At 62.4% G+C, this 22,390-nt stretch carries 23 protein-coding genes; 13 read left to right on the top strand and 10 right to left on the bottom strand.

All coding sequences use genetic code 11. The features are described 5' to 3' along the window. Positions 1 to 3: 3 nt before the first annotated feature. Entirely contained in the window at positions 4 to 1,209 is a 1,206-nt protein-coding gene (gene pncB / locus DM807_RS11730; protein ID WP_012274438.1) for a nicotinate phosphoribosyltransferase, read from the bottom strand. Between the two features lie 448 nt (positions 1,210 to 1,657). Here pncB and DM807_RS11725 point away from each other — a divergent pair, with 448 nt between their 5' ends. The 6 genes from DM807_RS11725 (at position 1,658) to DM807_RS11700 (ending at position 8,117) form a co-directional block, all read left to right on the top strand. Continuing rightward, positions 1,658 to 2,794, top strand: a complete 1,137-nt coding sequence (locus DM807_RS11725; RefSeq protein WP_012274437.1) for a branched-chain amino acid ABC transporter substrate-binding protein — start codon at positions 1,658 to 1,660, stop codon at positions 2,792 to 2,794. Between the two features lie 154 nt (positions 2,795 to 2,948). Then, positions 2,949 to 3,863: an ABC transporter permease subunit gene (locus tag DM807_RS11720; protein ID WP_012274436.1), complete on the top strand. Its 915-nt coding sequence runs from the start codon at positions 2,949 to 2,951 to the stop codon at positions 3,861 to 3,863. Between the two features lie 5 nt (positions 3,864 to 3,868). Further along, positions 3,869 to 5,170 (top strand): high-affinity branched-chain amino acid ABC transporter permease LivM, encoded by a 1,302-nt coding sequence (gene livM, locus DM807_RS11715; RefSeq protein ID WP_060494688.1) that lies wholly within the window; start codon positions 3,869 to 3,871, stop codon positions 5,168 to 5,170. Next, positions 5,167 to 6,042 (top strand): ATP-binding cassette domain-containing protein, encoded by an 876-nt coding sequence (locus tag DM807_RS11710; protein WP_010955466.1) that lies wholly within the window; start codon positions 5,167 to 5,169, stop codon positions 6,040 to 6,042. Before livM ends, DM807_RS11710 begins: the two co-directional genes overlap by 4 nt. Then, on the top strand, positions 6,039 to 6,755 hold the full coding sequence (locus tag DM807_RS11705) for an ABC transporter ATP-binding protein (protein WP_004576969.1): 717 nt from the start codon (positions 6,039 to 6,041) through the stop codon (positions 6,753 to 6,755). Before DM807_RS11710 ends, DM807_RS11705 begins: the two co-directional genes overlap by 4 nt. Before the next feature lie 594 nt (positions 6,756 to 7,349). Further along, entirely contained in the window at positions 7,350 to 8,117 is a 768-nt protein-coding gene (locus DM807_RS11700; protein WP_012274433.1) for an SDR family oxidoreductase, read from the top strand. 127 nt (positions 8,118 to 8,244) lie between these two features. Here the strand turns inward: DM807_RS11700 and DM807_RS11695 are convergent, their stop codons facing one another. From DM807_RS11695 to DM807_RS11685, 3 genes are all read right to left on the bottom strand, one after another. Beyond that, positions 8,245 to 9,342 carry an AGE family epimerase/isomerase gene (locus DM807_RS11695; RefSeq protein ID WP_179027402.1) on the bottom strand — a complete coding sequence of 366 codons (1,098 nt, stop codon included), beginning with the start codon at positions 9,340 to 9,342 and terminating at the stop codon, positions 8,245 to 8,247. 43 nt (positions 9,343 to 9,385) lie between these two features. Beyond that, positions 9,386 to 10,021: a TetR family transcriptional regulator gene (locus tag DM807_RS11690; protein ID WP_012274431.1), complete on the bottom strand. Its 636-nt coding sequence runs from the start codon at positions 10,019 to 10,021 to the stop codon at positions 9,386 to 9,388. A gap of 122 nt (positions 10,022 to 10,143) precedes the next feature. Continuing rightward, on the bottom strand, positions 10,144 to 10,641 hold the full coding sequence (locus DM807_RS11685) for a hypothetical protein (protein ID WP_012274430.1): 498 nt from the start codon (positions 10,639 to 10,641) through the stop codon (positions 10,144 to 10,146). A 341-nt stretch (positions 10,642 to 10,982) separates the two neighbouring features. Here DM807_RS11685 and DM807_RS11680 point away from each other — a divergent pair, with 341 nt between their 5' ends. Further along, entirely contained in the window at positions 10,983 to 13,049 is a 2,067-nt protein-coding gene (locus DM807_RS11680; RefSeq protein ID WP_179027401.1) for an AsmA family protein, read from the top strand. Positions 13,050 to 13,160: 111 nt separating this feature from the next. On the opposite strand, the gene DM807_RS11675 is transcribed toward DM807_RS11680, so the two are convergent. Continuing rightward, entirely contained in the window at positions 13,161 to 13,691 is a 531-nt protein-coding gene (locus DM807_RS11675; protein WP_012274428.1) for a ferritin-like domain-containing protein, read from the bottom strand. Between the two features lie 36 nt (positions 13,692 to 13,727). After that, positions 13,728 to 14,069: an osmotically-inducible lipoprotein OsmE gene (gene osmE, locus DM807_RS11670; RefSeq protein WP_060493420.1), complete on the bottom strand. Its 342-nt coding sequence runs from the start codon at positions 14,067 to 14,069 to the stop codon at positions 13,728 to 13,730. 122 nt (positions 14,070 to 14,191) lie between these two features. Here osmE and DM807_RS11665 point away from each other — a divergent pair, with 122 nt between their 5' ends. Then, positions 14,192 to 15,082 carry an esterase/lipase family protein gene (locus DM807_RS11665; protein ID WP_012274427.1) on the top strand — a complete coding sequence of 297 codons (891 nt, stop codon included), beginning with the start codon at positions 14,192 to 14,194 and terminating at the stop codon, positions 15,080 to 15,082. Here DM807_RS11665 and DM807_RS11660 read toward each other — a convergent pair. Then, positions 15,079 to 15,951, bottom strand: a complete 873-nt coding sequence (locus DM807_RS11660) for a DMT family transporter (RefSeq protein WP_012274426.1) — start codon at positions 15,949 to 15,951, stop codon at positions 15,079 to 15,081. The genes DM807_RS11665 and DM807_RS11660 overlap by 4 nt on opposite strands. Before the next feature lie 162 nt (positions 15,952 to 16,113). Here DM807_RS11660 and DM807_RS11655 point away from each other — a divergent pair, with 162 nt between their 5' ends. From DM807_RS11655 to DM807_RS11645, 3 genes are all read left to right on the top strand, one after another. Further along, positions 16,114 to 16,902 (top strand): AraC family transcriptional regulator, encoded by a 789-nt coding sequence (locus tag DM807_RS11655; protein WP_060514279.1) that lies wholly within the window; start codon positions 16,114 to 16,116, stop codon positions 16,900 to 16,902. A gap of 63 nt (positions 16,903 to 16,965) precedes the next feature. Further along, positions 16,966 to 17,253, top strand: coding sequence for a PsiF family protein (locus DM807_RS11650; protein WP_012274424.1), 288 nt, complete (start codon positions 16,966 to 16,968; stop codon positions 17,251 to 17,253). Positions 17,254 to 17,323: 70 nt separating this feature from the next. Continuing rightward, a complete protein-coding gene (locus DM807_RS11645; RefSeq protein ID WP_012274423.1) occupies positions 17,324 to 18,331 on the top strand; it encodes an AI-2E family transporter in 1,008 nt (335 codons plus the stop codon). 36 nt (positions 18,332 to 18,367) lie between these two features. Here DM807_RS11645 and DM807_RS11640 read toward each other — a convergent pair whose 3' ends face one another. Beyond that, positions 18,368 to 19,639, bottom strand: a complete 1,272-nt coding sequence (locus DM807_RS11640; protein WP_012274422.1) for an Hsp70 family protein — start codon at positions 19,637 to 19,639, stop codon at positions 18,368 to 18,370. Between the two features lie 164 nt (positions 19,640 to 19,803). On the opposite strand from DM807_RS11640, the gene cbpA reads away from it, so the two are divergent. Both cbpA and DM807_RS11630 read left to right on the top strand, forming a co-directional pair. Continuing rightward, positions 19,804 to 20,754 carry a curved DNA-binding protein gene (cbpA, locus tag DM807_RS11635; protein ID WP_179027400.1) on the top strand — a complete coding sequence of 317 codons (951 nt, stop codon included), beginning with the start codon at positions 19,804 to 19,806 and terminating at the stop codon, positions 20,752 to 20,754. A 2-nt stretch (positions 20,755 to 20,756) separates the two neighbouring features. Further along, positions 20,757 to 21,062: a chaperone modulator CbpM gene (locus DM807_RS11630; protein WP_012274420.1), complete on the top strand. Its 306-nt coding sequence runs from the start codon at positions 20,757 to 20,759 to the stop codon at positions 21,060 to 21,062. Positions 21,063 to 21,130: 68 nt separating this feature from the next. Here DM807_RS11630 and DM807_RS11625 read toward each other — a convergent pair whose 3' ends face one another. Next, the gene (locus DM807_RS11625; protein ID WP_012274419.1) at positions 21,131 to 21,646 is read right to left on the bottom strand and encodes a GNAT family N-acetyltransferase; all 516 of its coding nucleotides are present in this window, start codon (positions 21,644 to 21,646) and stop codon (positions 21,131 to 21,133) included. A 31-nt stretch (positions 21,647 to 21,677) separates the two neighbouring features. Beyond that, positions 21,678 to 22,376 carry an urea ABC transporter ATP-binding subunit UrtE gene (gene urtE / locus DM807_RS11620; RefSeq protein WP_060493417.1) on the bottom strand — a complete coding sequence of 233 codons (699 nt, stop codon included), beginning with the start codon at positions 22,374 to 22,376 and terminating at the stop codon, positions 21,678 to 21,680. Positions 22,377 to 22,390: the final 14 nt, after the last annotated feature.

Below are 22,390 nucleotides of genomic sequence, written 5' to 3'. Positions count from 1 at the left end.
GGGTTACTCCTTGCTGGGGACTTTGAATACGTGGCGCATGTAGGCGACGAAGTTCTCGTCGCGGCACTGGGTCTTGGCGGCTTCGTCCGAGATCTTGGCCACCGGCGCGCCGTTGCAGTCGGTCATTTTAAGCACGATGCTCATTGGCGCCACACCCGGGATGTCGCAGGTCAGGTTGGTGCCGATGCCAAAACTGACGTTGATGCGACCGCGCAGGGCACGGAAGATCTCCAGCGAGCGGGTCAGGTTGAGGCCATCGGAAAACACCAGGGTCTTGGTCATCGGGTCGATACCCAGTTTCTGGTAATGGGCGATGGCCTTTTCTGCCCAGGCCACCGGCTCGCCCGAGTCGTGGCGCAGGCCGTCGAACAGCTTGGCGAAGTACAGATCGAAGTCGCCGAGGAAGGCATCCATGGTGATGCAGTCGGTCAGTGCGATGCCGAGCAGGCCGCGGTACTCGCGCACCCAGCAGTCCAGCGCGGCAATCTGGCTGTCGATCAGCCGTGGGCCGAGCTGCTGGTGGGCCATGATCCATTCATGGGCCATGGTGCCTAGCGGCTTGATATCCAGTTTCCATGCCAGGTCGACATTGCTGGTGCCGACGAAGCGGGCCGGAAAATCATCGCGCAACACGCGAACCACTTCTTCCTGCACGCGGCTGGAGAAGCGTCTACGGGTACCGAAGTCGGCTACCTGCAGTTCGGCCAGTTCTTCGTCGCTGGCATGCGCGCGCAGCCAGTCGAACTTGCGGTACAGCTGGTCGCGCGCCTCGGCCAGGCGCATGTGCGGGTGCAGCTGGCGGTTGCGCACTTCGCTGATGATGGCCAGCAGCGGCACTTCGAACAGGATTACATGCAGCCATGGGCCTTTCAGGCGCAGGAACAGCTGGTCGTTCTCGATGCCGACGCGCACATAGCGCAAGTTGAAGCGAAACAGGCGCAGAAAGCGCAGGAAGTCGGGCTTGAGGAAGCTGATGCGTTCCAGGAAAGGCAGTTGGCCATCGTCCAGGGTAAGGTCGTTGAGCCGTTCCAGCTGGTTGCGGATCTCGCCGAGGTAAGGGCGCAAGTCCTCGCCGTTGCGGCAGCGGAATTCCCATTCGACGTCGGCGTCCGGGTAGTTGTGCAGCACACCCTGCATCATGGTGAGTTTGTAGAAGTCGGTGTCGAGCAGGTTGTGCACGATGCGCTCGGCGAATGCGCTTTCGCTCATCAAGGGGGCTCCGGAAGCGGCGAATGGCCGACATTGTGCCAGCCTTTTGCGCCTTGTTGTGCCTGTTCCGGCCCGCGAAGAAGCCAGAACAGCCAAAACAGAGGTGTTTTTCCGTGCACCGGCTAGCCTTCAAACGGTGCCGCCTGTAGCAGTCGCGCACCAGCGGTGTGCACTTCGGTGACGTCCGCTGTTACAGGGCGGTTGCACGTAAACACTTGCCGAGGTTGCAATGATGGCACCAGGCGGTTGCTCCTTGTCTGTACGTGTGGTGGCGCCCGCCGCACGGCAGACGGTTGCACGCTCAATAAAGAAAAGGCCGCCGGTCGCCTGCTGGCACCCTGCACAGTGTGTTTTCCCGGAAGACAAAACCTATGGCACGGCCCTTGCTCAGAGCACAGGGCTGAGAAGTTGTAGTGCCAACCAAAAAAAACTCTAGGAGCACCACCTCATGTCGCAGACGTTTTACAAGAAAGGTTTCCTGGCTCTGGCCGTAGCTACGGCACTGGGTGTTTCTTCGTATGTTCAGGCCGACGTCAAGATCGGTGTAGCGGGCCCCATGACCGGGGCAAACGCAGCGTTTGGCGAGCAGTACATGAAAGGTGCGCAGGCAGCGGCCGACAAGATCAACGCCGCCGGTGGCGTGAACGGCGAGAAAATCGTCCTGGTCAAAGGCGATGACGCCTGTGAACCGAAGCAGGCCGTGGCCGTGGCCAACCGCCTGGTGGATCAGGACAAGGTGATCGGCGTGGTCGGCCACTTCTGTTCCTCCAACACCATCCCGGCGTCCGAGGTGTATGACGAGGCGGGTGTCATCGCCATTACTCCGGGCTCCACCAACCCACAGGTTACCGAGCGCGGCCTGAGCGCCATGTTCCGCATGTGCGGCCGTGACGACCAGCAGGGTATCGTCGCTGGCGACTACATCGTCGACGTGCTCAAGGGCAAGAAAGTCGCGGTACTGCACGACAAGGACACCTATGGCCAGGGCCTGGCGGACGCGACCAAGGCGCAGCTGGAAAAACGCGGCGTGAAGCCAGTGTTGTACGAAGGCCTGACCCGTGGCGAGAAAGACTTCAGCGCCGTGGTGACCAAGATCCGCTCCACCGGCGCCGACGTGGTCTACTTCGGTGGTCTGCACCCGGAAGCTGGCCCGCTGGTACGCCAGCTGCGCGAGCAGGGCCTGAAGGACGTCAAGTTCATGTCCGATGACGGCATCGTCACCGACGAACTGGTGTCCACCGCTGGCGGTGCGCAGTACGTCGATGGCGTGTACATGACCTTCGGTGCCGACCCGCGCCTGCTGCCAGACAGCAAGGCGGTGGTGGAGGAGTTCCGTAAGGCCGGTACCGAACCTGAAGGCTACACCCTGTACGCCTATGCCTCGCTGCAGGCCCTGGCCGCCGCGTTCAATGGCGCCAAGTCGAACAAAGGCGAAGACGCTGCCAAGTGGCTCAAGGCCAACCCGGTGCAGACCGTCATGGGCGAGAAAAAGTGGGACAGCAAAGGTGACCTGACCGTCTCCGACTATGTGGTCTACCAGTGGGACAAAGACGGTAAATACCACCAGCTGGAAAAACAAAAATAAAAACGGCCCACGGCCCGGGCTGATGCTCGGGCCCAAGCCCCGCGGTACCAGTCTTTATTCGTAGATCTGCACAGTTCTGCGCTGCGAGGGCCCCGCTCAGGTGGCCCGCGCCGTGGTCGGCGCTCGTGCAATCTCAATCAGGTGAGATTGCGTTATGGATGGTATTTTCCTGCAGCAACTGGTCAACGGCCTGACCCTCGGGTCGGTCTATGGCCTGATCGCCATCGGCTACACAATGGTCTATGGCATCATCGGCATGATCAACTTCGCGCACGGCGAGGTGTATATGATTTCCGCGTACCTCGCGGCAATCAGCCTGGCATTGCTGGCTTACTTCGGCGTCGAGTCGTTCCCGCTACTGATGTTGGGCACGCTGTTGTTCACCGTCGTCGTCACGGGCGTCTATGGCTTCACCATCGAGCGCATCGCCTACAAACCCCTGCGTAACTCCACCCGTCTGGCGCCGCTGATCAGTGCCATCGGCATTTCGCTGATCCTGCAAAACTACGCACAGATCAGCCAGGGCGCCCGCCAGCAAGGCGTGCCAACCTTGCTGGAAGGTGCCATGCGTGTCGAAGTCGGCACCGGCTTCGTGCAACTGACCTATACCAAGATCTTCATTCTGGTGGCAGCCTTCGTCGGCATGGGCCTGCTGACCTACGTGATCAAGTACACCAAGCTCGGCCGCATGTGCCGTGCCACCCAGCAAGACCGCAAGATGGCCTCGATCCTGGGCATCAACACCGACCGGGTAATCTCCTACGTGTTCGTCATCGGTGCAGTGATGGCCGCCCTGGCCGGCGTGCTGATCACCATGAACTACGGCACGTTCGACTTCTATGCCGGCTTCATCATCGGTATCAAGGCATTCACCGCCGCGGTGCTCGGGGGGATCGGCTCACTGCCTGGCGCCATGCTCGGCGGCATCATCCTGGGTATTTCCGAGTCGCTGTTCTCTGGCTTGATCAACTCCGACTACAAGGATGTGTTCAGCTTCTCGCTGCTGGTGATGATCCTTATCTTCCGCCCACAAGGCCTGCTGGGTCGCCCGCTCGTGGCTAAGGTGTGATGAACATGTCCGTTGCCAAAACTGCCTCTGTTAGCGAAACCAAGGGTTTCGACATTAAACGCAGCCTGCTGGAGACCCTCGTCGCTGGCCTGCTGGCACTCATCGTGTTTGGCCCGGTCGTTGGCGTGGTGCTCGACGGCTACACCTTCAATGCCGAGCCGCGCCGCGTGGCGTGGCTGGTCGGTGGTGTGATGGTCGGGCGCTTCCTGCTCAGCCTGTTCCTGCAGACCGCCCCTGGGCAGCGCATGCTCCAGGGCTTCGACAGCGGTGGCTCGGGCGTGCATGTGAATGCCCCGGACTACAAGTCGCGCCTGCGCTACATCATCCCTGCACTGATCGTGATTGCCATCGTCTTCCCGATCTTCGCCAACAAGTACCTGCTGACCGTGGTCATCCTCGGCCTGATCTACGTGCTGCTGGGCCTTGGCCTGAACATCGTGGTCGGCTTGGCCGGCCTGCTCGACCTGGGCTACGTGGCGTTCTACGCCATCGGTGCCTACGGCCTGGCGCTGGGTTACCAGTACCTCGGCCTGGGCTTCTGGAGCGTGCTGCCGCTGGCGGCCATCGCTGCGGCGCTGGCGGGGTGCATCCTTGGTTTCCCGGTGCTACGAATGCACGGTGACTACCTGGCGATCGTGACCCTGGGCTTTGGCGAGATCATCCGCCTGGTGCTGAACAACTGGCTGTCGTTCACCGGTGGCCCCAACGGCATGCCGGCGCCTTCGCCAACCTTCTTCGGCCTGGAGTTCGGCCGCCGGGCCAAGGATGGCGGGGTGCCGATCCACGAGTTCTTCGGCTTCGAGTACAACGCCAACCTCAAGTTCGTGTTCATCTACGCCGTGCTGTTCCTGGTTGTGCTGGCCGTGCTGTACATCAAGCACCGCCTGACCCGCATGCCGGTCGGCCGGGCCTGGGAAGCGCTGCGCGAAGACGAAATCGCCTGCCGTTCGATGGGCTTGAACCACGTGCTGGTCAAGCTTTCGGCGTTTACCTTGGGTGCCTCCACCGCCGGCTTGGCCGGGGTGTTCTTCGCCACCTACCAGGGCTTTGTCAACCCGTCGTCGTTCACCTTCTTCGAGTCGGCGCTGATCTTGGCCATCGTCGTACTGGGTGGCATGGGCTCGACCGTGGGCGTGGTCATCGCGGCGTTCGTGCTTACAGTGGCGCCGGAGCTGCTGCGCAGCTTCTCCGAGTACCGGGTGTTGCTGTTCGGCGTGTTGATGGTGCTGATGATGATCTGGCGACCGCGTGGGCTGATCCGCATCAGCCGTACCGGTGTGACCCCGCGTAAAGGAGTGGCGCCATGAGCGACGATATCATTCTCTCGGTCGACAACCTGATGATGCAGTTCGGTGGCATCAAGGCGCTCAGCGACGTCAGCCTCAAGGTCCGGCGCAATCAGATCTTTGCCTTGATCGGCCCCAACGGCGCCGGCAAGACCACGGTATTCAACTGCCTGACCGGCTTCTACAAGGCCAGTGGCGGGCGTATCGAGCTGAACGTGCGCGGCAGCCACACCAACGTCATCCAGCTGCTTGGCGAACGCTTCCAGGCGGCCGATTTCGTGTCGCCTGCGCGCTTTGCCAACCGCATGTACTACAAGATGTTCGGCGGCACCCACCTGGTCAACCGCGCGGGCCTGGCGCGCACCTTCCAGAACATTCGCCTGTTCAAGGAAATGTCGGTGGTGGAGAACCTGCTGGTGGCCCAGCACATGTGGGTCAATCGCAACCTGCTGGCCGGGGTGCTCAACACCAAGGCCTACCGCAAGGCCGAAAGCGATGCGTTGGACCACGCGTTCTACTGGCTTGAAGTGGTCGACCTGGTCGACTGCGCCAACCGCCTGGCCGGCGAGTTGTCGTACGGCCAGCAGCGGCGCCTGGAAATTGCCCGAGCCATGTGCACACGGCCGAAAATCATCTGCCTGGATGAACCGGCGGCGGGCCTGAACCCCCAGGAAACCGAAGCCCTCAGCCGCATGATCCGCGTACTGCGTGACGAGCACGACATCACCGTGGTGCTGATCGAGCATGACATGGGCATGGTCATGAGCATTTCCGACCATATCGTGGTGCTGGACCATGGCAACGTGATTGCCGAAGGCGCGCCGCAGGACATCCGCCACAACCCGACGGTGATCGCCGCCTACCTGGGTGCAGACGAAGAGGAACTGGTATGAGTGCACCCATTCTGGAGCTGAAGGACCTGGACGTGTTCTATGGGCCGATCCAGGCGTTGAAAAAGGTCTCGATGCACATCAACGAAGGTGAGACGGTCAGCCTGATTGGTGCCAACGGTGCCGGTAAGTCGACCCTGCTGATGTCGATTTTCGGCCAGCCGCGGGCAGCGTCTGGGCATATCGTCTATCGCGGCACCGACATTACCCGCAAGTCGTCGCACTACATCGCTTCCAACGGTATTGCCCAGTCGCCGGAAGGGCGCCGGGTGTTCCCTGACATGACCGTCGAGGAAAACCTGATGATGGGTACCATCCCCATCGGCGACAAACATGCCGACGAAGACATGCAGCGCATGTACGAGTTGTTCCCACGCTTGAAGGAGCGGCGTAACCAGCGGGCCATGACCATGTCCGGTGGCGAGCAGCAGATGTTGGCTATTGCCCGGGCGCTGATGAGCCGGCCGAAGTTGTTGTTGCTGGACGAGCCCTCGCTGGGGCTGGCGCCGATCGTGGTCAAGCAGATCTTCTCGACCTTGCGAGAGCTGGCCAAGACCGGGATGACCATCTTCCTGGTGGAGCAGAACGCCAACCATGCGCTGAAACTGTCGGACCGGGCGTATGTGATGGTCAACGGGCAGATTCGCATGACCGGTACCGGGCAGGAGCTGTTGGTCAACGAGGAGGTGCGTAACGCCTACCTTGGCGGGCACTGAGTTGTATTCGGGGGCTGCAAGGCAGCCCCATTCTCAATGTGGACAACTTGCCGTGTCTTTCTCTCGACACACGCCAATACTCCCCCGCAAGCCCTTGTTTCCACAGGCTTGATCTTGTCCACGGATAATGTGGAACCGCCTGTGGAAAACATGGTGGCATCTCGCTCCAGCCCTGTGATAGCAAGCCCTCCATCAATGCGATCATTTTTTGACCACATCCCGCTTGTGGATGTTTTTTCGGTGTTTCCCACAGCCCGGAAAGCATGCCGGAATTAGCGCCAAGCCTGTGCATAACTCTGTGCAAAAACCTTGGACAGACCGCTGCAGGCGGCATGCTTGAAAGCCTTGCGCCATCACCTGAAAGATATCCACCGACCACGGAACGCTGAATGGATTCCGCACGGTGGAAAAGTTGCCCCCAATCCGTGGGGAAAGCCTTGTGGATAACATGCGCATACCTGTCGCCGAGCCCTCTGTCACAAGGGTTTGCCGAATATGAACAAAAAATGATCAGTGCCTTGAACGGCTTGCTGCCGGCGCTTGGCGAGGGCATGCTGCAAAGCTGCCATGACAACCTACCTTGAGGAACAGAGCATGACGTCCACCGTATTCATCACTGGTGCCACTTCCGGTTTCGGTGAGGCCACCGCCCGCCGTTTCGCTGAAGCTGGCTGGAAGCTGGTGCTCACTGGCCGCCGCAAGGAGCGCCTGGACGCCCTGTGCGCCGAGCTGTCGGCAAAGACCGAAGTGCATGGCCTGGTGCTCGACGTACGTGACCGCAAGGCAATGGAGCAGGCCATCGCCAATCTGCCGGCCGGGTTCGAGAAGATTCGCGGCCTGGTCAACAACGCCGGCCTTGCACTGGGTGTGGATGCGGCGCAGAACTGTAGCCTGGACGACTGGGAAACCATGGTCGATACCAACATCAAGGGCCTGATGTATACCACCCGGCTGCTGCTGCCACGGCTGATCGCCCATGGCCGCGGCGCTTCGATCCTCAACGTAGGTTCCGTGGCGGGCAACTACCCGTACCCGGGCAGCAACGTCTACGGTGGCACCAAGGCCTTCGTCGGCCAGTTCTCGTTGAGCCTGCGCTGCGACCTGCGCGGCACCGGCGTGCGCGTGAGCAACATCGAGCCGGGCCTGTGCGAGAGCGAGTTCTCGCTGGTGCGTTTCGGCGGTGACCAGGCCAAGTACGACGCCACCTACGCAGGTGCCGAGCCGATCCAGCCGCAGGACATTGCCGAGACCATCTTCTGGATCCTTAACCAGCCGGCGCACATCAACATCAACAGCCTGGAGCTGATGCCGGTGAGTCAGGACTGGGCAGGCTTCTCGATCGACCGGTCGGCCAAGGGCTGATCCAAGGGCCTTTTCGCAGGTAAACCCGCTCTCACAGGTACTGTGCAATCCTTGTGGGAGCACCGGTCTTGCACAAAACCTAAAAGCTGGCGCGATCACTGTGGGAGCGGGTTTACCCGCGAATGCGTCAGTTCAGGCGCTGCAACCCTTCCAGGCAGGTCGCCAAATGATAGGGCGTAGTAGAGGGCATATCATGCCGACTCACCGCCCCCTCACCATCGCGGCACTCATACCAGCCCGCTTCCCGCAGGAACCGCGTTTGCAGCGCCTGCAACTGCCCCGACAGCTTCGCCTTGCCCCCCGCGCGCAACACAAGCGCTCGCAGGTATTCCGCCTGTGCCCAGATGCGCTGGGTGGCATCAAGCACCTGACCGTCCACATTCAGCATCGCCAACACCGCCGCATCGTTCACTCCGAACTGTTCGGCAAAGCCGAAAGCCCGGTCGATGGACGCATAAAGCGGCGTGTCACGTAGCAGCGGCGAGGTGTGCAGCAAGTAGAACCATTCGAACTGGTGCCCCGGTTCGAACCAGTTATCCACAGCCCCGCGTGGCTTTTCCAGCATCAGGCCGTGGGCCGGTTCGATGAAGTGCGCCTCAAGCGCCTCGCACAGTTGCAGCAGTGACTGGCGGACATGTTCATCGTCACGCACTGCCAGTACCTGCAGAAACGCCTCGGCCAAGTGCATCTGCGGGTTCTGCAGTGGGCCGCTGCCCAGGTCGGCCCAGTCTTCGCCCAGGCTGGCTTCGTACAGGCCGTCGTCACGGGCGAACTGCTGGTCGATGATGTCGAGCGCGGCGTTGAGGGTGGATTCCACCAGGCTTTCACGCACCTTGCCCCAGTAGTGCGCGCAGGCGAACACGATGAAGGCATGGGTGTACAGGTCTTTGCGCCGGTCCAGCGGCTTGCCCTGGGCGTCGATGCTGTAGAACCAGCCACCGTGCTCGGCATCGTGGAAGTGCTTTTGCAGCGAACGGAACAGGGCTGATGCGCGCTCGGCGGCGCCCGGTTGCCCGATACGGCTGCTGAACAGGTACAGCTGGCGTGCGCAGGCCATGGCCCGGTAGCGCTGCACCGGCAAGGGTTGGTGCTGGGCGTCCAGCGCCTCGTAGGGCAGGGCCATGTCGGCGTTCCAGCCTGGGCCTTGCCACATTGGCACGATGCGTTCGGCGAAGTGCTGGTTGAAACGGGCCAGTTCGGGCAGGGTGGGGCGGGGGTCGGACATGTCGGCGCTCGTCGCTGTCGGGCAGGGCGCCATGTTAGCAGAACTAGGGTTGAGGGTTGCCCAAGCCCTGCCAATGCCGCGCCCCGACGAAGATGAAGCGCAACTGCTGGGTGATCTTTTCCTGCGGCGTCAGCGCCTGTGGGTAACCCGCTTCCGGGCTGTCGATAAGTTCGGGCAGGGTGGCGAACACGGTCTTCACCACCAGGTCGGCCATCACCGCCAGCGCGGCGCTGTCCAGGTGCTGCCAGCGCTTCATGCGCGCAAGGTCGGTGGCCAGGTCGTCGCTTATGTCCTGGCGCAGGCGGGCAATGGCCTGGCGCACGGCCTGCGAACCGCCGTACTGTTCGCGGGCCAGGAACAGGAACTGCGCGCGGTGGGCGGCTACCACGTCGAGGAAGATGCGCACCGAAGCGTCGGTGATGCCGCCCAGTTCGAATTCGTTTTGCCGCACCAGGCGGATGGTCTGGCGGAAGGTGGTGTCGATTTCGGCCACCAAGGCCAGGCCCAGGGCATCCATGTCGGAAAAATGCCGGTAGAAGCCGGTCGGTACGATGCCAGCGGTCTTCGCCACTTCGCGCAGGCTGACACTGCCGAAACCACGGCCACTCTCCATGAGCAGGCAGGCTGCATCGAGCAGGGCCTGGCGGGTCTGAAGCTTCTGTTCGGCGCGCGGTAGCATGATGCGGGCTTCTGTGACGGTAAGGCTGGGCACTCTAGATAAAAAAACAAAGCCCGGTCAATGGACCGGGCCTGGAGGGGAGCAAGCGTTGTGACAGAGGTTGTTCTTTTCGGCCATGGTGATCAGCTCACACGGCTGAGTTCAACCAGACGATCCGAGCCACCTTCGGCAACGCGGCCATTGCGTTCGATCAGGCGATCCGAGCCACCTTCGGCGACGCGGCCATTGCGTTCGATCAGGCGATCGGAACCACCTTCGGCAACGCGGCCACTGCGTTCGATCAGGCGATCCGAGCCACCTTCGGCAACGCGGCCACTGCGTTCGATCAGGCGATCGGAACCACCTTCGGCAACGCGGCCACTGCGTTCGATCAGGCGATCGGAACCACCTTCGGCAACGCGGCCACTGCGTTCGATCAGGCGATCGGAACCACCTTCGGCAACGCGGCCACTGCGTTCGATCAACCGATCGGAACCACCTTCAGCTACGGTTTTCAGTGGCTGGGCGATTTCGGCAGCGCTGGAGCGCGATTCGGCGGTCAGGTGTTGCTCGGAAGCCGGCAGGGCAAAAGCGTTGGCGGCCAAAAGGGACAGGGTCAGGGTCAGCAGGTGGCGTTTCATGATTTCGGTGCTCCTCTCGGGGGCTGGAAAGTGGGTACGAAGCCAATGCTACGCCGCGTAACGCCAGAGAGAAGTTCATACGGGTAATGGTAACAATCGACCGTATTGATAGAGGTTCGCAACGCCTCTAATCAGCGCCTTTCAGGCGCGCAGGCAAACCGCTGGCCGTGCCTCCGTTGGGTAACATGTACAGCCTGGCGCGATAAATTGCTGAGCAAAGGGCCAGGAAAAACTTCGCTATCATGGCGCCATCGATAAAACCCCATGGGTTTTCATGAGTCCGAGATATTGAGTGCCACTGAAGTGCCTGTTCTGTGTCATACCGCAAGGAGATTCACGCAATGACGCGTCCCGCCAGAATTCTCGTCTGGACCCTCACCAGCCTGTTCACCCTGCTGGCAATCCTGGTGGTGGTGATCGCCACCTTCGACTGGAACCGCGTCAAGCCGCTGCTCAACGAGAAGGTCTCCGAGGCCTTGCACCGGCCTTTCGCAATCAATGGCAACCTCGCTGTGCATTGGCGTACCGAGCCCGAAGAGGGTGGCTGGCGTGCCTGGGTGCCGTGGCCACACTTCATTGCCGAGGACCTGACCTTGGGCAACCCGGACTGGCTCAAGGAGCCTGATATGGTCGGCCTGGCGCGCGTGGAGTTCCGCCTGGCGCCGCTGCCGCTGGTGTTCCAGCAGATCAGCATCCCTCGCATCAACCTTACCAAGCCTACCGCCAGCCTCACCCGACTGGCCGATGGCCGCGCTAACTGGGTGTTCGACTTCGGCCCCAAGGATGAAAACGCGGAACCTTCAAAGTGGCAGTTGGATATTGGCGCCATCGGCTTCGACCAGGGCAACGTCAGCTTCGACGACCAGACACTGAAAACCAGCATGAAGGTGCAGATCGACCCGCTGGGCAAGCCAATCCCGTTCAGCGACATTGTCGGCAAGGCCAGCGCCGAGAAGGCTGGCGCTGCACAGGACTATGCCTTCGGCCTCAAGGCCCAGGGCCGCTACAAAGGCCAGCCAGTGTCCGGCACTGGCAAGATCGGCGGCCTGCTGGCGCTGCAGGACGCCAGCCAGCCGTTCCCGCTGCAGGCCGATGTGCGCATCGCCGACACCCACGTGGTGCTAGCCGGCACCCTGACCGACCCGCGCAACCTCGGCGCCCTCGACCTGCGCTTGCGCCTGTCGGGTGCCAGCCTGGGCAACCTCTACCCGTTGACCGGGGTAACCCTGCCGGACACGCCGGCCTACTCCACCGATGGCCGCCTCAGCGCCAACCTGCACGCGGCACAAGGGGCGTCGTTCAATTACCAGGGCTTCAACGGCAAGATCGGCGACAGCGATATTCACGGTGACCTGGCCTTCGTCGCCAGCCAGCCACGGCCCAAACTGTCCGGCAAACTGGTATCGAACCAGTTACTGTTCAAAGACCTGGCGCCGCTGATCGGCGCCGATTCCAACGCCGAGCAGAAGGCCCGGGGTGGTGCCAGCAAGCAGCCGACGGGCAAGGTGCTACCGGTTGAAGAGTTCCGCACCGAGCGCTGGCGCGCGATGGATGCTGACGTCACTTTTGCTGGCAAGCGCATCGTGCACAGCACGCAACTGCCGTTCAATGACCTGTCGGCCCACGTGATACTCGATGACGGCCTGCTGCGCCTGGAGCCCCTGCGTTTTGGCGTGGCCGGTGGCAGCCTGGCCTCCAATATCCGCCTGGACGGGCGCAGCGTGCCCTTGCAGGGCCGGGCACAGTTGACGGCACGGGGTTTCAAGCTCAAGCAACTGTTCCCCACGTTTGCGCCGATGCAGACCAGCTTTGGCGAATTGAACGGCGATGCCGACATCACGGGCCGTGGCAACTCGGTGGCAGCCTTGCTGGGTACGGCCAATGGCGACCTGCGCATGCTGATCAACGATGGCGCCATCAGCCGCAGCCTGATGGAGATTGCCGGTTTGAACGTGGGTAACTATGTGGTCGGCAAGCTGTTCGGTGATGAGGACGTGAAGATCAACTGCGCGGCAGCCGATGTGGGTATCAAGGATGGCCTGGCGACTACGCGGCTGTTCATCTTCGATACCGAGAACGCGATCATCTACATCAACGGCACCGCCAATTTTGCCTCCGAGCAGTTGGACTTGAAGATCACCCCGGAGTCGAAAGGGCTGCGGTTGTTCTCGCTGCGCTCGCCGTTGTACGTGCGTGGACCGTTTGCCAAACCGAGTGCCGGTGTGCAGGCGCTGCCGCTGGCGTTGCGCGGCGCGGGAATGGTGGCGCTGGGTGTGGTGGCCGGGCCGGCGGCAGGGTTGCTGGCACTGATTGCGCCCAGCAGCGGGGATGATCCAAACCAGTGCACGCCGTTGTTGCAGCAGATGAAAGCGGGCAAGGCACCGGCGGCGGTGAAAGGGCGGAAATAGCAGGGGGCCGCTGTGCGGCCCATCGCGACACAAGGCCGCTCCTACAGGGGTACGCGATCCCTTGTAGGAGCGGCCTTGTGTCGCGATGGGCTGCACAGCAGCCCCTAACGATTACAACCCTTGCAACAGGTCGGACATGTCGTCCGCGTGCTCTTCTTCCTGTGCCAGGATGTCTTCGAAGATGCGCCGCGTAGTCGGGTCTTTATCGCCAATGTACTGAATGATCTCGCGGTAGCTATCAATGGCAATCCGCTCCGCCACCAGGTCTTCCAGCACCATCTCTTTCAACGAATTGCCTGCCACGTACTGGGCATGCGAATTCTTGGTCAGGTTATCGGGGTTGAAGTCTGGCTCGCCGCCCAACTGCACGATGCGCTCGGCCAGCTTGTCGGCGTGTTCGGCTTCCTGGGTGGCATGCTCCAGAAACTCCTCGGCTGCCACGCTGGCCTTGATGCCGCTGGCCATGAAGTAGTGGCGCTTGTAGCGCAGTACGCAGACCAGCTCGGTGGCCAGCGACTCGTTCAGCAGGCGCAGGATCTCTTTGCGATCGGCGTGATAGCCCTCGGTCACGGCGCCTTGCTCTACATGCTGGCGGGCACGTTCGCGCAGGGTTTTCACATCGGTGAGTTCAACGTTGCTCATGGTTATCTCCAGCAGGGGTCAGGTTTGGGCATTGGCTTATGCGCCATGCAAGGCGTCGCTGTCTTCCTGGCGTTGCTTGCAGGTCTTGAAGCCTTTGGCGTCGACATGGCCGGTGGCGTCGAAGCGCACGTAGTAGGGCTGCTGTTTGCCATCGCGGTTGAGGATGTAGTCGTTGCAGGTGCCCCCGTGCGGCAGGTCGATCACGTTCGACGGGCTGCCGCCAATGGCGATGACCTTCTGCATGGTCATGCCGTTCTCCACCTGCTTGACCAGCGGCTCGTCGCGGTAGGTGACGTAGTCCACCGGGTTTTCCGGGCGGCTGCCGCAGGCGGCCAGGGTGGCGCTTGCCAGAAGGACTGCCAGGGTCTGCTTGTACATGGTCCCGCTCCTTGCAAAGGGTCTGTGTGGTTTGGAACCACAGCGCACGCCGGGAGTTCGATTGCGATGGTCATGATGGCCGCTGTAGTGTTGGCCGGTCGTTCACGCAAAGGGGCTGGGTGATGCCACAGGAATTGGCCACGCGATACCCGTTGGTGCTGGTGCCGGGCATGCTCGGGTTTGTTCGGATGGTGCTCTACCCCTACTGGTTCGGCATCGTGCCGGCCCTGCGCAAGGGTGGGGCGCAGGTATTTCCGGTGCAGGTTTCGCCGCTGCATTGCAGCGAGGTGCGCGGTGAGCAGTTGCTGGCGATCATCGAAGACATCTGCCAACGCACCGGCGCCGACAAGGTCAACCTCATCGGCCACAGCCAGGGCGCCCTGAGTGCACGCTACGCCGCGGCCAAGCGGCCTGAGCGGGTGGCTTCGGTCACCTCGGTGGCCGGGCCCAACCATGGTTCGGAACTGGCCGACCACCTGGCGCGCACGGCACCGGGCGATTCACCCCAGGGGCGCATCCTCAAGGCCGTGCTGCATGGCTTTGCCGTTTTGCTGGTATGGCTGGAAACGGGCTGGCGCCGCGAGCCGCTGCCGGTGGATGTGCACGCCTCGCACCAGTCGCTGACCAGTGCCGGGGTGGCACTGTTCAACCAGGCTTATCCACAGGGCCTGCCGCAGACCTGGGGTGGGGAAGGAGCCCATGAGGTCAACGGCGTGCGCTATTACTCTTGGTCGGGCACCTTGCAGCCCGGCCTAACCGACCAGGGGCGTAACCGTTTTGACGGCAGCAACCGTTTCTGCCGCCTGTTCGCGCGCAGTTTCATCAAGGAAAAGGGCCAGTGCGACGGTATGGTCGGGCGTTTCAGTTCGCACCTGGGGCAGGTGATCGGCGACGATTACCCGCTCGATCACCTGGACATCGTCAACCAGTCGCTCGGCGCTGTGGGCAAGGGCGCCGAGCCCGTGCGGCTGTTTACCGAACATGCCGCCCGGCTCAAGGCCGCCGGGCTTTAGCGGCGGATCGGCGTGGTCCAGCGCTCGGCCAGCACTACGCCGGCCAGGGTCAGCAAGCCGCCGACCAGGTGGTAACTGGCCAGTTGCTCGTCGAGCACACCGGCGGCGATCAGCGCAGTGACCAACGGCAGCAGGTTGAAGAACAGCGTGGTGCGGCTTGGCCCTAGGCGGTGCACGGCCTGCATCCACACCCGTGGCGCGATCATCGAAGCCAGCACGCAGGCATACAGCACCAGGCCGATGTTGTGGCTGTTCAGGCCGGTTTTGTCCGACAGCAGGAACAGCGGCAGCAACACGACGATGGCCACCAGCACCTGCAGGTACAGCAACTGCATCGGCGGCAGGCGGAGCTGCCATTTCTTCAGCAGGAAGCTGTACAGCGCATAGGCCAGGGTAGCCACCAGCATCAGCAGGTCGCCGCTGTTCAGCCCTTGTTGCAGCAGGCTGGCGGGGTGGCCGGCGCTGACCACCTCCAGTACCCCGAAGAACGATACCAGCGCACCCAACAGGGCGCCGTAGCTCAGGCGCTGGCCCAGCCAGGCGATGGACAGTGCCAGTGACATCAGCGGCATCAGCGAGAGAATGATGCCCATGTTGGTGGCGCTGGTGATGCCGGCGGCGAAGTAGGCCAGGCTTTGGTACATCGCCATGCCCAGTACGCCGAGCACGAACACCTTGCCCAGGTGCGGGCGGATGGCCGCTCGGTTGCGCCACACGGCGGGCAGCAGGAACGGGGTGAACAGCAAGGCAGCCAGCAGCCAGCGATAAAAGCCGATCTCGGCGGGGTGGATGGCGCCGGCGGACATCTTGGTGACCACGGTGTTACCGGCCCAGATGAGGATGGCGGTGAGGGGGAACAGGTAATTCATGTTGCAGAGATTCTCTGAAGTATCGCGATGATTTTTTGGAGCGCTGTGCGCCCCTTTTGCGACACAAGGCCTGCGCAGCAGGCCCCGATGGCAGCCATTATCAACTGTCTGTCTAAAAGCCTATACTTCCATCCAGACAACCCACCCTGCCAAGCAGACAGCATGCCGCGCAAATACCTGGACATCCCTCAGTTCACCCAGCTCCCGGCCCCGGTGTACTTCCGCCACGATGAGTTCGTTGCCGACACCCACAGCGCCGTGCACTGCCACGCCTGGGGTCAACTGAACTACACCGCTCACGGCGTGATGCATCTGGACGTTGCCGGCCAGCGCTTCCTGTCACCGCCAAGCTACGCCGTGTGGGTGCCGCCCGACACCGCGCATGGTTGCTACAACCCGCAGGCCATCGTCTACCGCTCCATCTACCTCGACCGCAGCCTGTGCGCCGCGCTGCCACGGCAACCGTGCAGCTTGATGATCAGTGACATTCTCAAGGCCATCCTCGCCGACTTCGCCCGCCGCGACCTCAAGGTGGCCGAAGACCCGCGCGACCAACGCCTGGTGCAGGTTCTGCTCGATCAATTGCTGCTGGCACCCACCCAGGCCTGCTACCTGCCGTTTGCCCACAGCGATGGCTTGCGCCAGGTGCTCGACGCGCTCAGCGCCGAGCCTGGCGACAACCGCCCGTTGGCCGACTGGGCTGCCCGAGTGCATGTCAGCGAACGCACCCTGGCCCGCCAGTTTCTGCGCGAATTGGGCATCAGTTTTGGCGAATGGCGCTTACGCCTGCGTTTTTTGCGCGCCATCGAAGCGCTGGAAGCTGGCCTGCCGATTCAGGCCATCGCCTTCGACCTGGGCTACAGCAGCGCTTCGGCGTTCATCGCCATGTTCCAGCGCCAGGCCCAATGCACGCCCGAGCAATACCGCCGGCAGGCGCGGGCGGGGCGCTGAGAATTCTTGGCTACACTCAGCTCGACCCCCGTGCATCGGGCGCGGAGCCAAGGAGACCACTCCATGAAAGTGCTGCACATTCCATTGCTGGCGTTGGCTGTGTTGTTCAGCGCCCAAGGCTTCGCGGCCAATACCGCGCAGCAGGAAAAAATGAAAACCTGCAATGCCGACGCCACCACCAAGGCCCTGAAGGGCGATGAGCGCAAAGCCTTCATGAGCACCTGCCTGAAGAAGGATGTGCCGCAAACCCAACAAGAGAAGATGAAAACCTGCAACGCCGACGCCACCACCAAAGCCCTGAAGGGTGACGAGCGTAAAGCCTACATGAGCGACTGCTTGAAGAAGAAATGACCTGCGCCTATGCCTGCGCCGCCAAGGCTGGCAGACTGCGGGCATTCCCGCTGTCTGCCGTCGAGGCTGTATGACCTTTACCCCCCGTCAGATCACCCTGGCCAGCCTGATCATCGTCATGGCCGGGCTGCTGCTGGCTTTGCCCCTGAAGTTGCTGCCCAGCCTGCTGGCCGGCCTGCTGGTGTTCGAACTGGTCAACATGCTGACCCCGCGCCTGCAGCCGCTGTTGGCTGGGCAACGCGCGCGCTGGCTGGCGGTGGCCCTGCTCGGCACGCTGGTGGTCAGCACCCTGACGCTGCTGATTGCCGGTGCCTTCAGCTTTTTGCTGCACGAGGCGGAGAACCCCGGCGCCTCGCTGGACAAGTTCATGGCCTTGGTCGAGCGTGCCCGCGGCCAGCTGCCACCCTTCATCGAAGGCTACCTGCCCGCCAGTGCCGCAGAGTTCAAGGTCGCCATCGGCGACTGGATCAAGAGCCACCTGAGCGATTTGCAATTGGTGGGCAAGGGCATGGCGCACATGTTCGTCACGCTACTGATCGGCATGATCCTCGGCGCCATCATCGCCTTGCAGCGCATTCCCGATGTTTCCCGGCGCAAGCCCCTGGCGGCGGCGCTGTTCGAACGCCTCAATCTGCTGGTGAAGGCGTTTCGCAACATCGTCTTCGCGCAGATCAAGATTTCGCTGCTCAACACGGCCTTCACCGGCATCTTCCTGGCGGTGGTGATGCCGTTGTTCGGTGTGCACCTGCCGTTGACCAAGACGCTGATCGTGCTGACCTTCCTGTTGGGCCTGCTACCGGTGATCGGCAACCTGATGTCCAACACCCTGATCACCATTGTCGGCTTGTCGCTGTCGATCTGGGTGGCGGCGGCAGCGCTGGGTTACCTGATCGTCATCCACAAGGTCGAGTATTTCCTCAACGCGCGGATCGTGGGCGGGCAGATCAGTGCCAAGGCGTGGGAACTGCTGTTGGCGATGCTGGTGTTCGAGGCGGCGTTCGGGCTGCCTGGGGTGGTGGCAGGGCCGATCTACTATGCCTACCTGAAGAGTGAGCTGAAGCGGGCGGAGCTGGTCTGACAGCGTGCTGGGGCTGCAAAGCAGCCCCAAGATGGCTCAGGCTGCGCCGTAACGCTTGCGGGCCTCGATGGCCAGGCCGCTACCAATGCTGCCAAAGATGTTGCCTTCCACATGCCGCGCATTCGGCAGCATCGCCGACACGCTGTTGCGCAGCGCCGGAATTCCGCTGGAACCCCCGGTGAAGAACACCGTGTCGACCTGCCCTTCGCTCACGCCAGCCTTGGCCAACAGCTCGGTCACGCTACCGCGCACCCGCTCCAGCAGGCCGTCGATGGCCTCTTCGAACAGCGCACGTGTCAGTTCTGCCGTCAGCTCGGGCTCGACGCGGCGCAGGTCGATGCGGCGGCTGTCGTGCTCGGTCAGTTCGATCTTGCTGGCTTCCACTTCCATCGCCAGCCAGTGCCCGGCGCGTTGCTCGATCAGTTTGAACAGGCGGTCGATACCGAAGCTGTCCTCGATGTCGTAGCGCATGCTGCCCAGCGCCAACTGCGACTTTTGCGAGTACAGGGCGTTGATGGTGTGCCATGTGGCCAGGTTGAGGTGGTAGCTGGTGGGCATCAGCGCGCCGCTCTTCATGCGGCTGCCGTAGCCGAACAGCGGCATCACGCCCTGCAGGCTCAGCTGTTTGTCGAAGTCGGTACCGCCGATGTGCACGCCGCCGGTGGCGAGGATGTCGCTCTGGCGTTCGGCGACCAAGTGGCGCTCGGGCGACAGACGGATCAGGGTGAAGTCCGAGGTACCACCGCCGATGTCGACGATCAGCACCAGCTCTTCGCGGCTGATGCTCGACTCGTAGTCGAAGGCTGCGGCAATCGGCTCGTACTGGAACGAGACGTCCTTGAAGCCGATCTTGCGCGCTACTTCGGCAAGGGTATCTTCTGCTTCCTGGTCGGCGGCCGGGTCTTCGTCGACGAAGAACACCGGGCGGCCCAGCACCACCTGGTCGAATTCACGGCCCGCAGCGGCTTCGGCACGTTTTTTCAGCTCGCCGATGAACATGCCCAGCAGGTCCTTGAACGGCAGGGCGCTGCCCAGCACGCTGGTGTCGTGCTTGATCAGCTTCGAGCCCAGCAGGCTTTTCAGCGAGCGCATCAGGCGGCCTTCGTAGCCTTCCAGGTACTCGTGCAGCGCCAGGCGGCCATACACCGGGCGCCGCTCTTCGATATTGAAGAACACCACCGAGGGCAAGGTGATCTTGCCGTCTTCCAGGGCAATCAGCGACTCCACGCCAGGGCGGTGCCAGCCGACCGTGGAGTTGGAGGTGCCAAAATCGATGCCCAGGGCGCGGGCCGGGGATACGTCAGACATGGGAAATCAGCTTCCGGAGCGAAAACGGCCGCGCAGTTTATGCCACTTGGCTACAGAATCAAGACCAGTCGTCTGCCATGGGGCAAACCCAAGGCGGTCTTGAAAGGCTATGCTTGACCCCTATCTTCTGTTGCAACACGCACATTCACATTGGTGATCCACAGATGGACTTCAAAGACTATTACAAGATACTCGGCGTAGAGCCCACGGCGGACGACAAGGCGATCAAGGCCGCGTACCGTAAGCTGGCGCGCAAGTATCACCCCGATGTCAGCAAGGAGCGCGACGCCGAGGACAAGTTCAAAGAGGCCAACGAGGCCTACGAAGTGCTGGGCGACGCGCAGAAACGTGCCGAGTTCGATGAAATTCGCAAGTACGGCGGCCAGCATGGCCGGCCGTTCCAGGCGCCACCGGGCTGGGAAAACCGTGGCGGTGGCTTCGAAGGCGGCGATTTCTCCGACTTCTTCAGCTCGATCTTCGGTGGGCGCGGGGGCGGCAACCCCTTCGGTGGCGCTCGGCAGCAGCAACGCAGTGCAGGCAGGCGGGGGCAGGACGTGGAGCTTGAACTGGCAGTGTTCCTTGAAGAAACCCTGAGCAAGGAGTCCAAGCAGATCAGCTTCCAGGTGCCGCAAACCAATGCCATGGGCCAGCGCACCGGCTTTACCACCAAGACCCTGAACGTGAAAATTCCGGCCGGGGTGACCGACGGCGAGCGCATTCGCCTCAAGGGCCAGGGCGCACCGGGCAGCGGTGGCGGGGCCAATGGCGACTTGTTCCTGACCCTTCGCATGGCGCCGCACCCACTGTTCGATGTCGAAGGCCATGACCTGATCATCACCGTGCCCTTGGCACCGTGGGAGGCTGCCCTGGGCGCCAAGGTGGCGGTACCGACCCTGGAGGGCAAGATCAACCTGACCATTCGCCCGGACAGCCAGAGCGGGCAGCGCCTGCGCGTACCCGGCAAGGGCCTGGCGAACAAGCAGGGCGAGCGCGGCAACCTTTACGCGCAGCTCAAAGTGGTGATGCCGACCACGTCTGACGAGTCTACCCGTGAACTGTGGGCCAAGCTTTCCGAAAAGGCCGCGTTCAACCCGAGGGCACAATGGAGTAAGTGATCATGAGCAGCACCCTGATCGTTCAATTGGACATGCGTACCCTGTGTCAGGAAGCCGATGTCACGGCGGACTGCGTGATCGAAATCGTCGAGCACGGCATTGTCGAACCTTCCGGGCGAACGCCGGAGGACTGGTTGTTCGACGATCAGGCGCCGCTGCTGACCAGGCGTGCGGCCAAGCTGCACCAGGAGCTGGAACTGGAGTGGGAAGGGGTGGCGCTGGCGCTGGAGCTGTTGCAGGAAGTGCAGCAGTTGCGCAGCGAGAACAGCATGCTGCGCCAGCGGCTGGGCAGGTTTACCCAGATGTAGGCGATCATGCTGGCGCCTGTGGGAGCGGCCTTGCGTCGCGCAAGGCCGTTCCCACAATGGGCCGTATTTCAGGTTGGTTCGGCCCCTGGGTTCAACACCAGTTGCATGAAGGTCAAATCCAGCCAGCGGCCAAACTTCACCCCCACTTGCGGCATCTGCCCGGTCACCACGAAGCCCAGTCGCTCATGCAGGCGCACCGAGGCCGCATTGCCACTCTCGATGGCCGCCACCATCACATGTTTGCCGCAACCACGCGCACGCTCGACCAGCGCTGCCATCAACACCGGTCCCAGCCCTTTTCCGCGCTGGTCACCCCGGATATACACCGAGTGCTCCACGGTCAGGCGAAAGCCCTCGAACGGCCGCCAGTCGCCAAACGAGGCATAGCCCAGCACGCCTGTCTCATCTACCGCGACCAGGATCGGATAACCCTGCTGCGCCCGCGCTTCGAACCAGGCCTGGCGGTTGGCCAGGTCTACCGGCGTTTCGTTCCAGATCGCCGTGGTGTTGCGCACGGCGTCGTTGTAGATGTCGAGGATGCCGGGCACGTCGGTGGGCAGGGCATCGCGGATTTCGTAACTCATGACAGCGTCTCGCAGGGTCGTTGAATGCAGATTAAATGGTTACCAGCCCGCGCACACCTTCGGCTTGCATGTTTTCACCGCGGCCGCGCTGGACGATTTCGCCGCGGGACATGACCAGGTATTGGTCGGCCAGTTCTTCGGCAAAGTCGTAGAACTGCTCCACCAGCAGAATCGCCATGTCGCCGCGCTGCGCCAGGCGGCGGATTACGGCGCCGATTTCCTTGATCACCGAAGGTTGGATGCCTTCGGTGGGCTCGTCGAGAATCAGCAGGCGCGGGCGGCTGGCCAGGGCGCGGCCGATGGCCAGCTGTTGCTGCTGGCCGCCAGACAAATCGCCGCCACGGCGTTGCTTCATCTGCTCCAGCACCGGGAACAGCTCGTAGATGAAGGCCGGCACTTCGCGGGCTTCACGGGCGGGGAAGCGCGACAGGCCCATCAGCAGGTTTTCCTCGACGGTAAGGCGCGGGAATATCTCGCGGCCCTGGGGCACGTAGGCGATACCAGCGTGGACCCGTTGCTGGGGCTTGAGGCTGGTGATGGGCTTGCCTTCCCATTCGATACGCCCGTCACGGGCGGGTACCAGGCCCATCAGGCAGCGCAGCAGGGTGGTCTTGCCCACGCCGTTGCGGCCCAGCAGGCAGGTAACCTCGCCGACCTTGGCTTCGAAAGACAGGCCACGCAGGATGTGGCTGCCGCCGTAGTACTGGTGCAGGGTGTCGATTTTAAGCATGTCATGTCCTCGAT

It is taken from the genome of Pseudomonas hunanensis (assembly GCF_013393325.1).
Classification (GTDB): Bacteria; Pseudomonadota; Gammaproteobacteria; order Pseudomonadales; family Pseudomonadaceae; genus Aquipseudomonas; species Aquipseudomonas putida_P.
The sequence above is the reverse complement of the archived record's forward strand: the minus strand, read 5'-3'. Positions and strand labels throughout refer to the sequence as shown.

Coding starts and splice junctions, on each gene's coding strand:
- pncB (WP_012274438.1), bottom strand. CDS start 1,209: ATGAGCGAAAGCGCATTCGCCGAGCGCATCGTGCACAACCTGCTCGAC.
- DM807_RS11725 (WP_012274437.1), top strand. CDS start 1,658: ATGTCGCAGACGTTTTACAAGAAAGGTTTCCTGGCTCTGGCCGTAGCT.
- DM807_RS11720 (WP_012274436.1), top strand. CDS start 2,949: ATGGATGGTATTTTCCTGCAGCAACTGGTCAACGGCCTGACCCTCGGG.
- livM (WP_060494688.1), top strand. CDS start 3,869: ATGTCCGTTGCCAAAACTGCCTCTGTTAGCGAAACCAAGGGTTTCGAC.
- DM807_RS11710 (WP_010955466.1), top strand. CDS start 5,167: ATGAGCGACGATATCATTCTCTCGGTCGACAACCTGATGATGCAGTTC.
- DM807_RS11705 (WP_004576969.1), top strand. CDS start 6,039: ATGAGTGCACCCATTCTGGAGCTGAAGGACCTGGACGTGTTCTATGGG.
- DM807_RS11700 (WP_012274433.1), top strand. CDS start 7,350: ATGACGTCCACCGTATTCATCACTGGTGCCACTTCCGGTTTCGGTGAG.
- DM807_RS11695 (WP_179027402.1), bottom strand. CDS start 9,342: ATGTCCGACCCCCGCCCCACCCTGCCCGAACTGGCCCGTTTCAACCAG.
- DM807_RS11690 (WP_012274431.1), bottom strand. CDS start 10,021: ATGCTACCGCGCGCCGAACAGAAGCTTCAGACCCGCCAGGCCCTGCTC.
- DM807_RS11685 (WP_012274430.1), bottom strand. CDS start 10,641: ATGAAACGCCACCTGCTGACCCTGACCCTGTCCCTTTTGGCCGCCAAC.
- DM807_RS11680 (WP_179027401.1), top strand. CDS start 10,983: ATGACGCGTCCCGCCAGAATTCTCGTCTGGACCCTCACCAGCCTGTTC.
- DM807_RS11675 (WP_012274428.1), bottom strand. CDS start 13,691: ATGAGCAACGTTGAACTCACCGATGTGAAAACCCTGCGCGAACGTGCC.
- osmE (WP_060493420.1), bottom strand. CDS start 14,069: ATGTACAAGCAGACCCTGGCAGTCCTTCTGGCAAGCGCCACCCTGGCC.
- DM807_RS11665 (WP_012274427.1), top strand. CDS start 14,192: ATGCCACAGGAATTGGCCACGCGATACCCGTTGGTGCTGGTGCCGGGC.
- DM807_RS11660 (WP_012274426.1), bottom strand. CDS start 15,951: ATGAATTACCTGTTCCCCCTCACCGCCATCCTCATCTGGGCCGGTAAC.
- DM807_RS11655 (WP_060514279.1), top strand. CDS start 16,114: ATGCCGCGCAAATACCTGGACATCCCTCAGTTCACCCAGCTCCCGGCC.
- DM807_RS11650 (WP_012274424.1), top strand. CDS start 16,966: ATGAAAGTGCTGCACATTCCATTGCTGGCGTTGGCTGTGTTGTTCAGC.
- DM807_RS11645 (WP_012274423.1), top strand. CDS start 17,324: ATGACCTTTACCCCCCGTCAGATCACCCTGGCCAGCCTGATCATCGTC.
- DM807_RS11640 (WP_012274422.1), bottom strand. CDS start 19,639: ATGTCTGACGTATCCCCGGCCCGCGCCCTGGGCATCGATTTTGGCACC.
- cbpA (WP_179027400.1), top strand. CDS start 19,804: ATGGACTTCAAAGACTATTACAAGATACTCGGCGTAGAGCCCACGGCG.
- DM807_RS11630 (WP_012274420.1), top strand. CDS start 20,757: ATGAGCAGCACCCTGATCGTTCAATTGGACATGCGTACCCTGTGTCAG.
- DM807_RS11625 (WP_012274419.1), bottom strand. CDS start 21,646: ATGAGTTACGAAATCCGCGATGCCCTGCCCACCGACGTGCCCGGCATC.
- urtE (WP_060493417.1), bottom strand. CDS start 22,376: ATGCTTAAAATCGACACCCTGCACCAGTACTACGGCGGCAGCCACATC.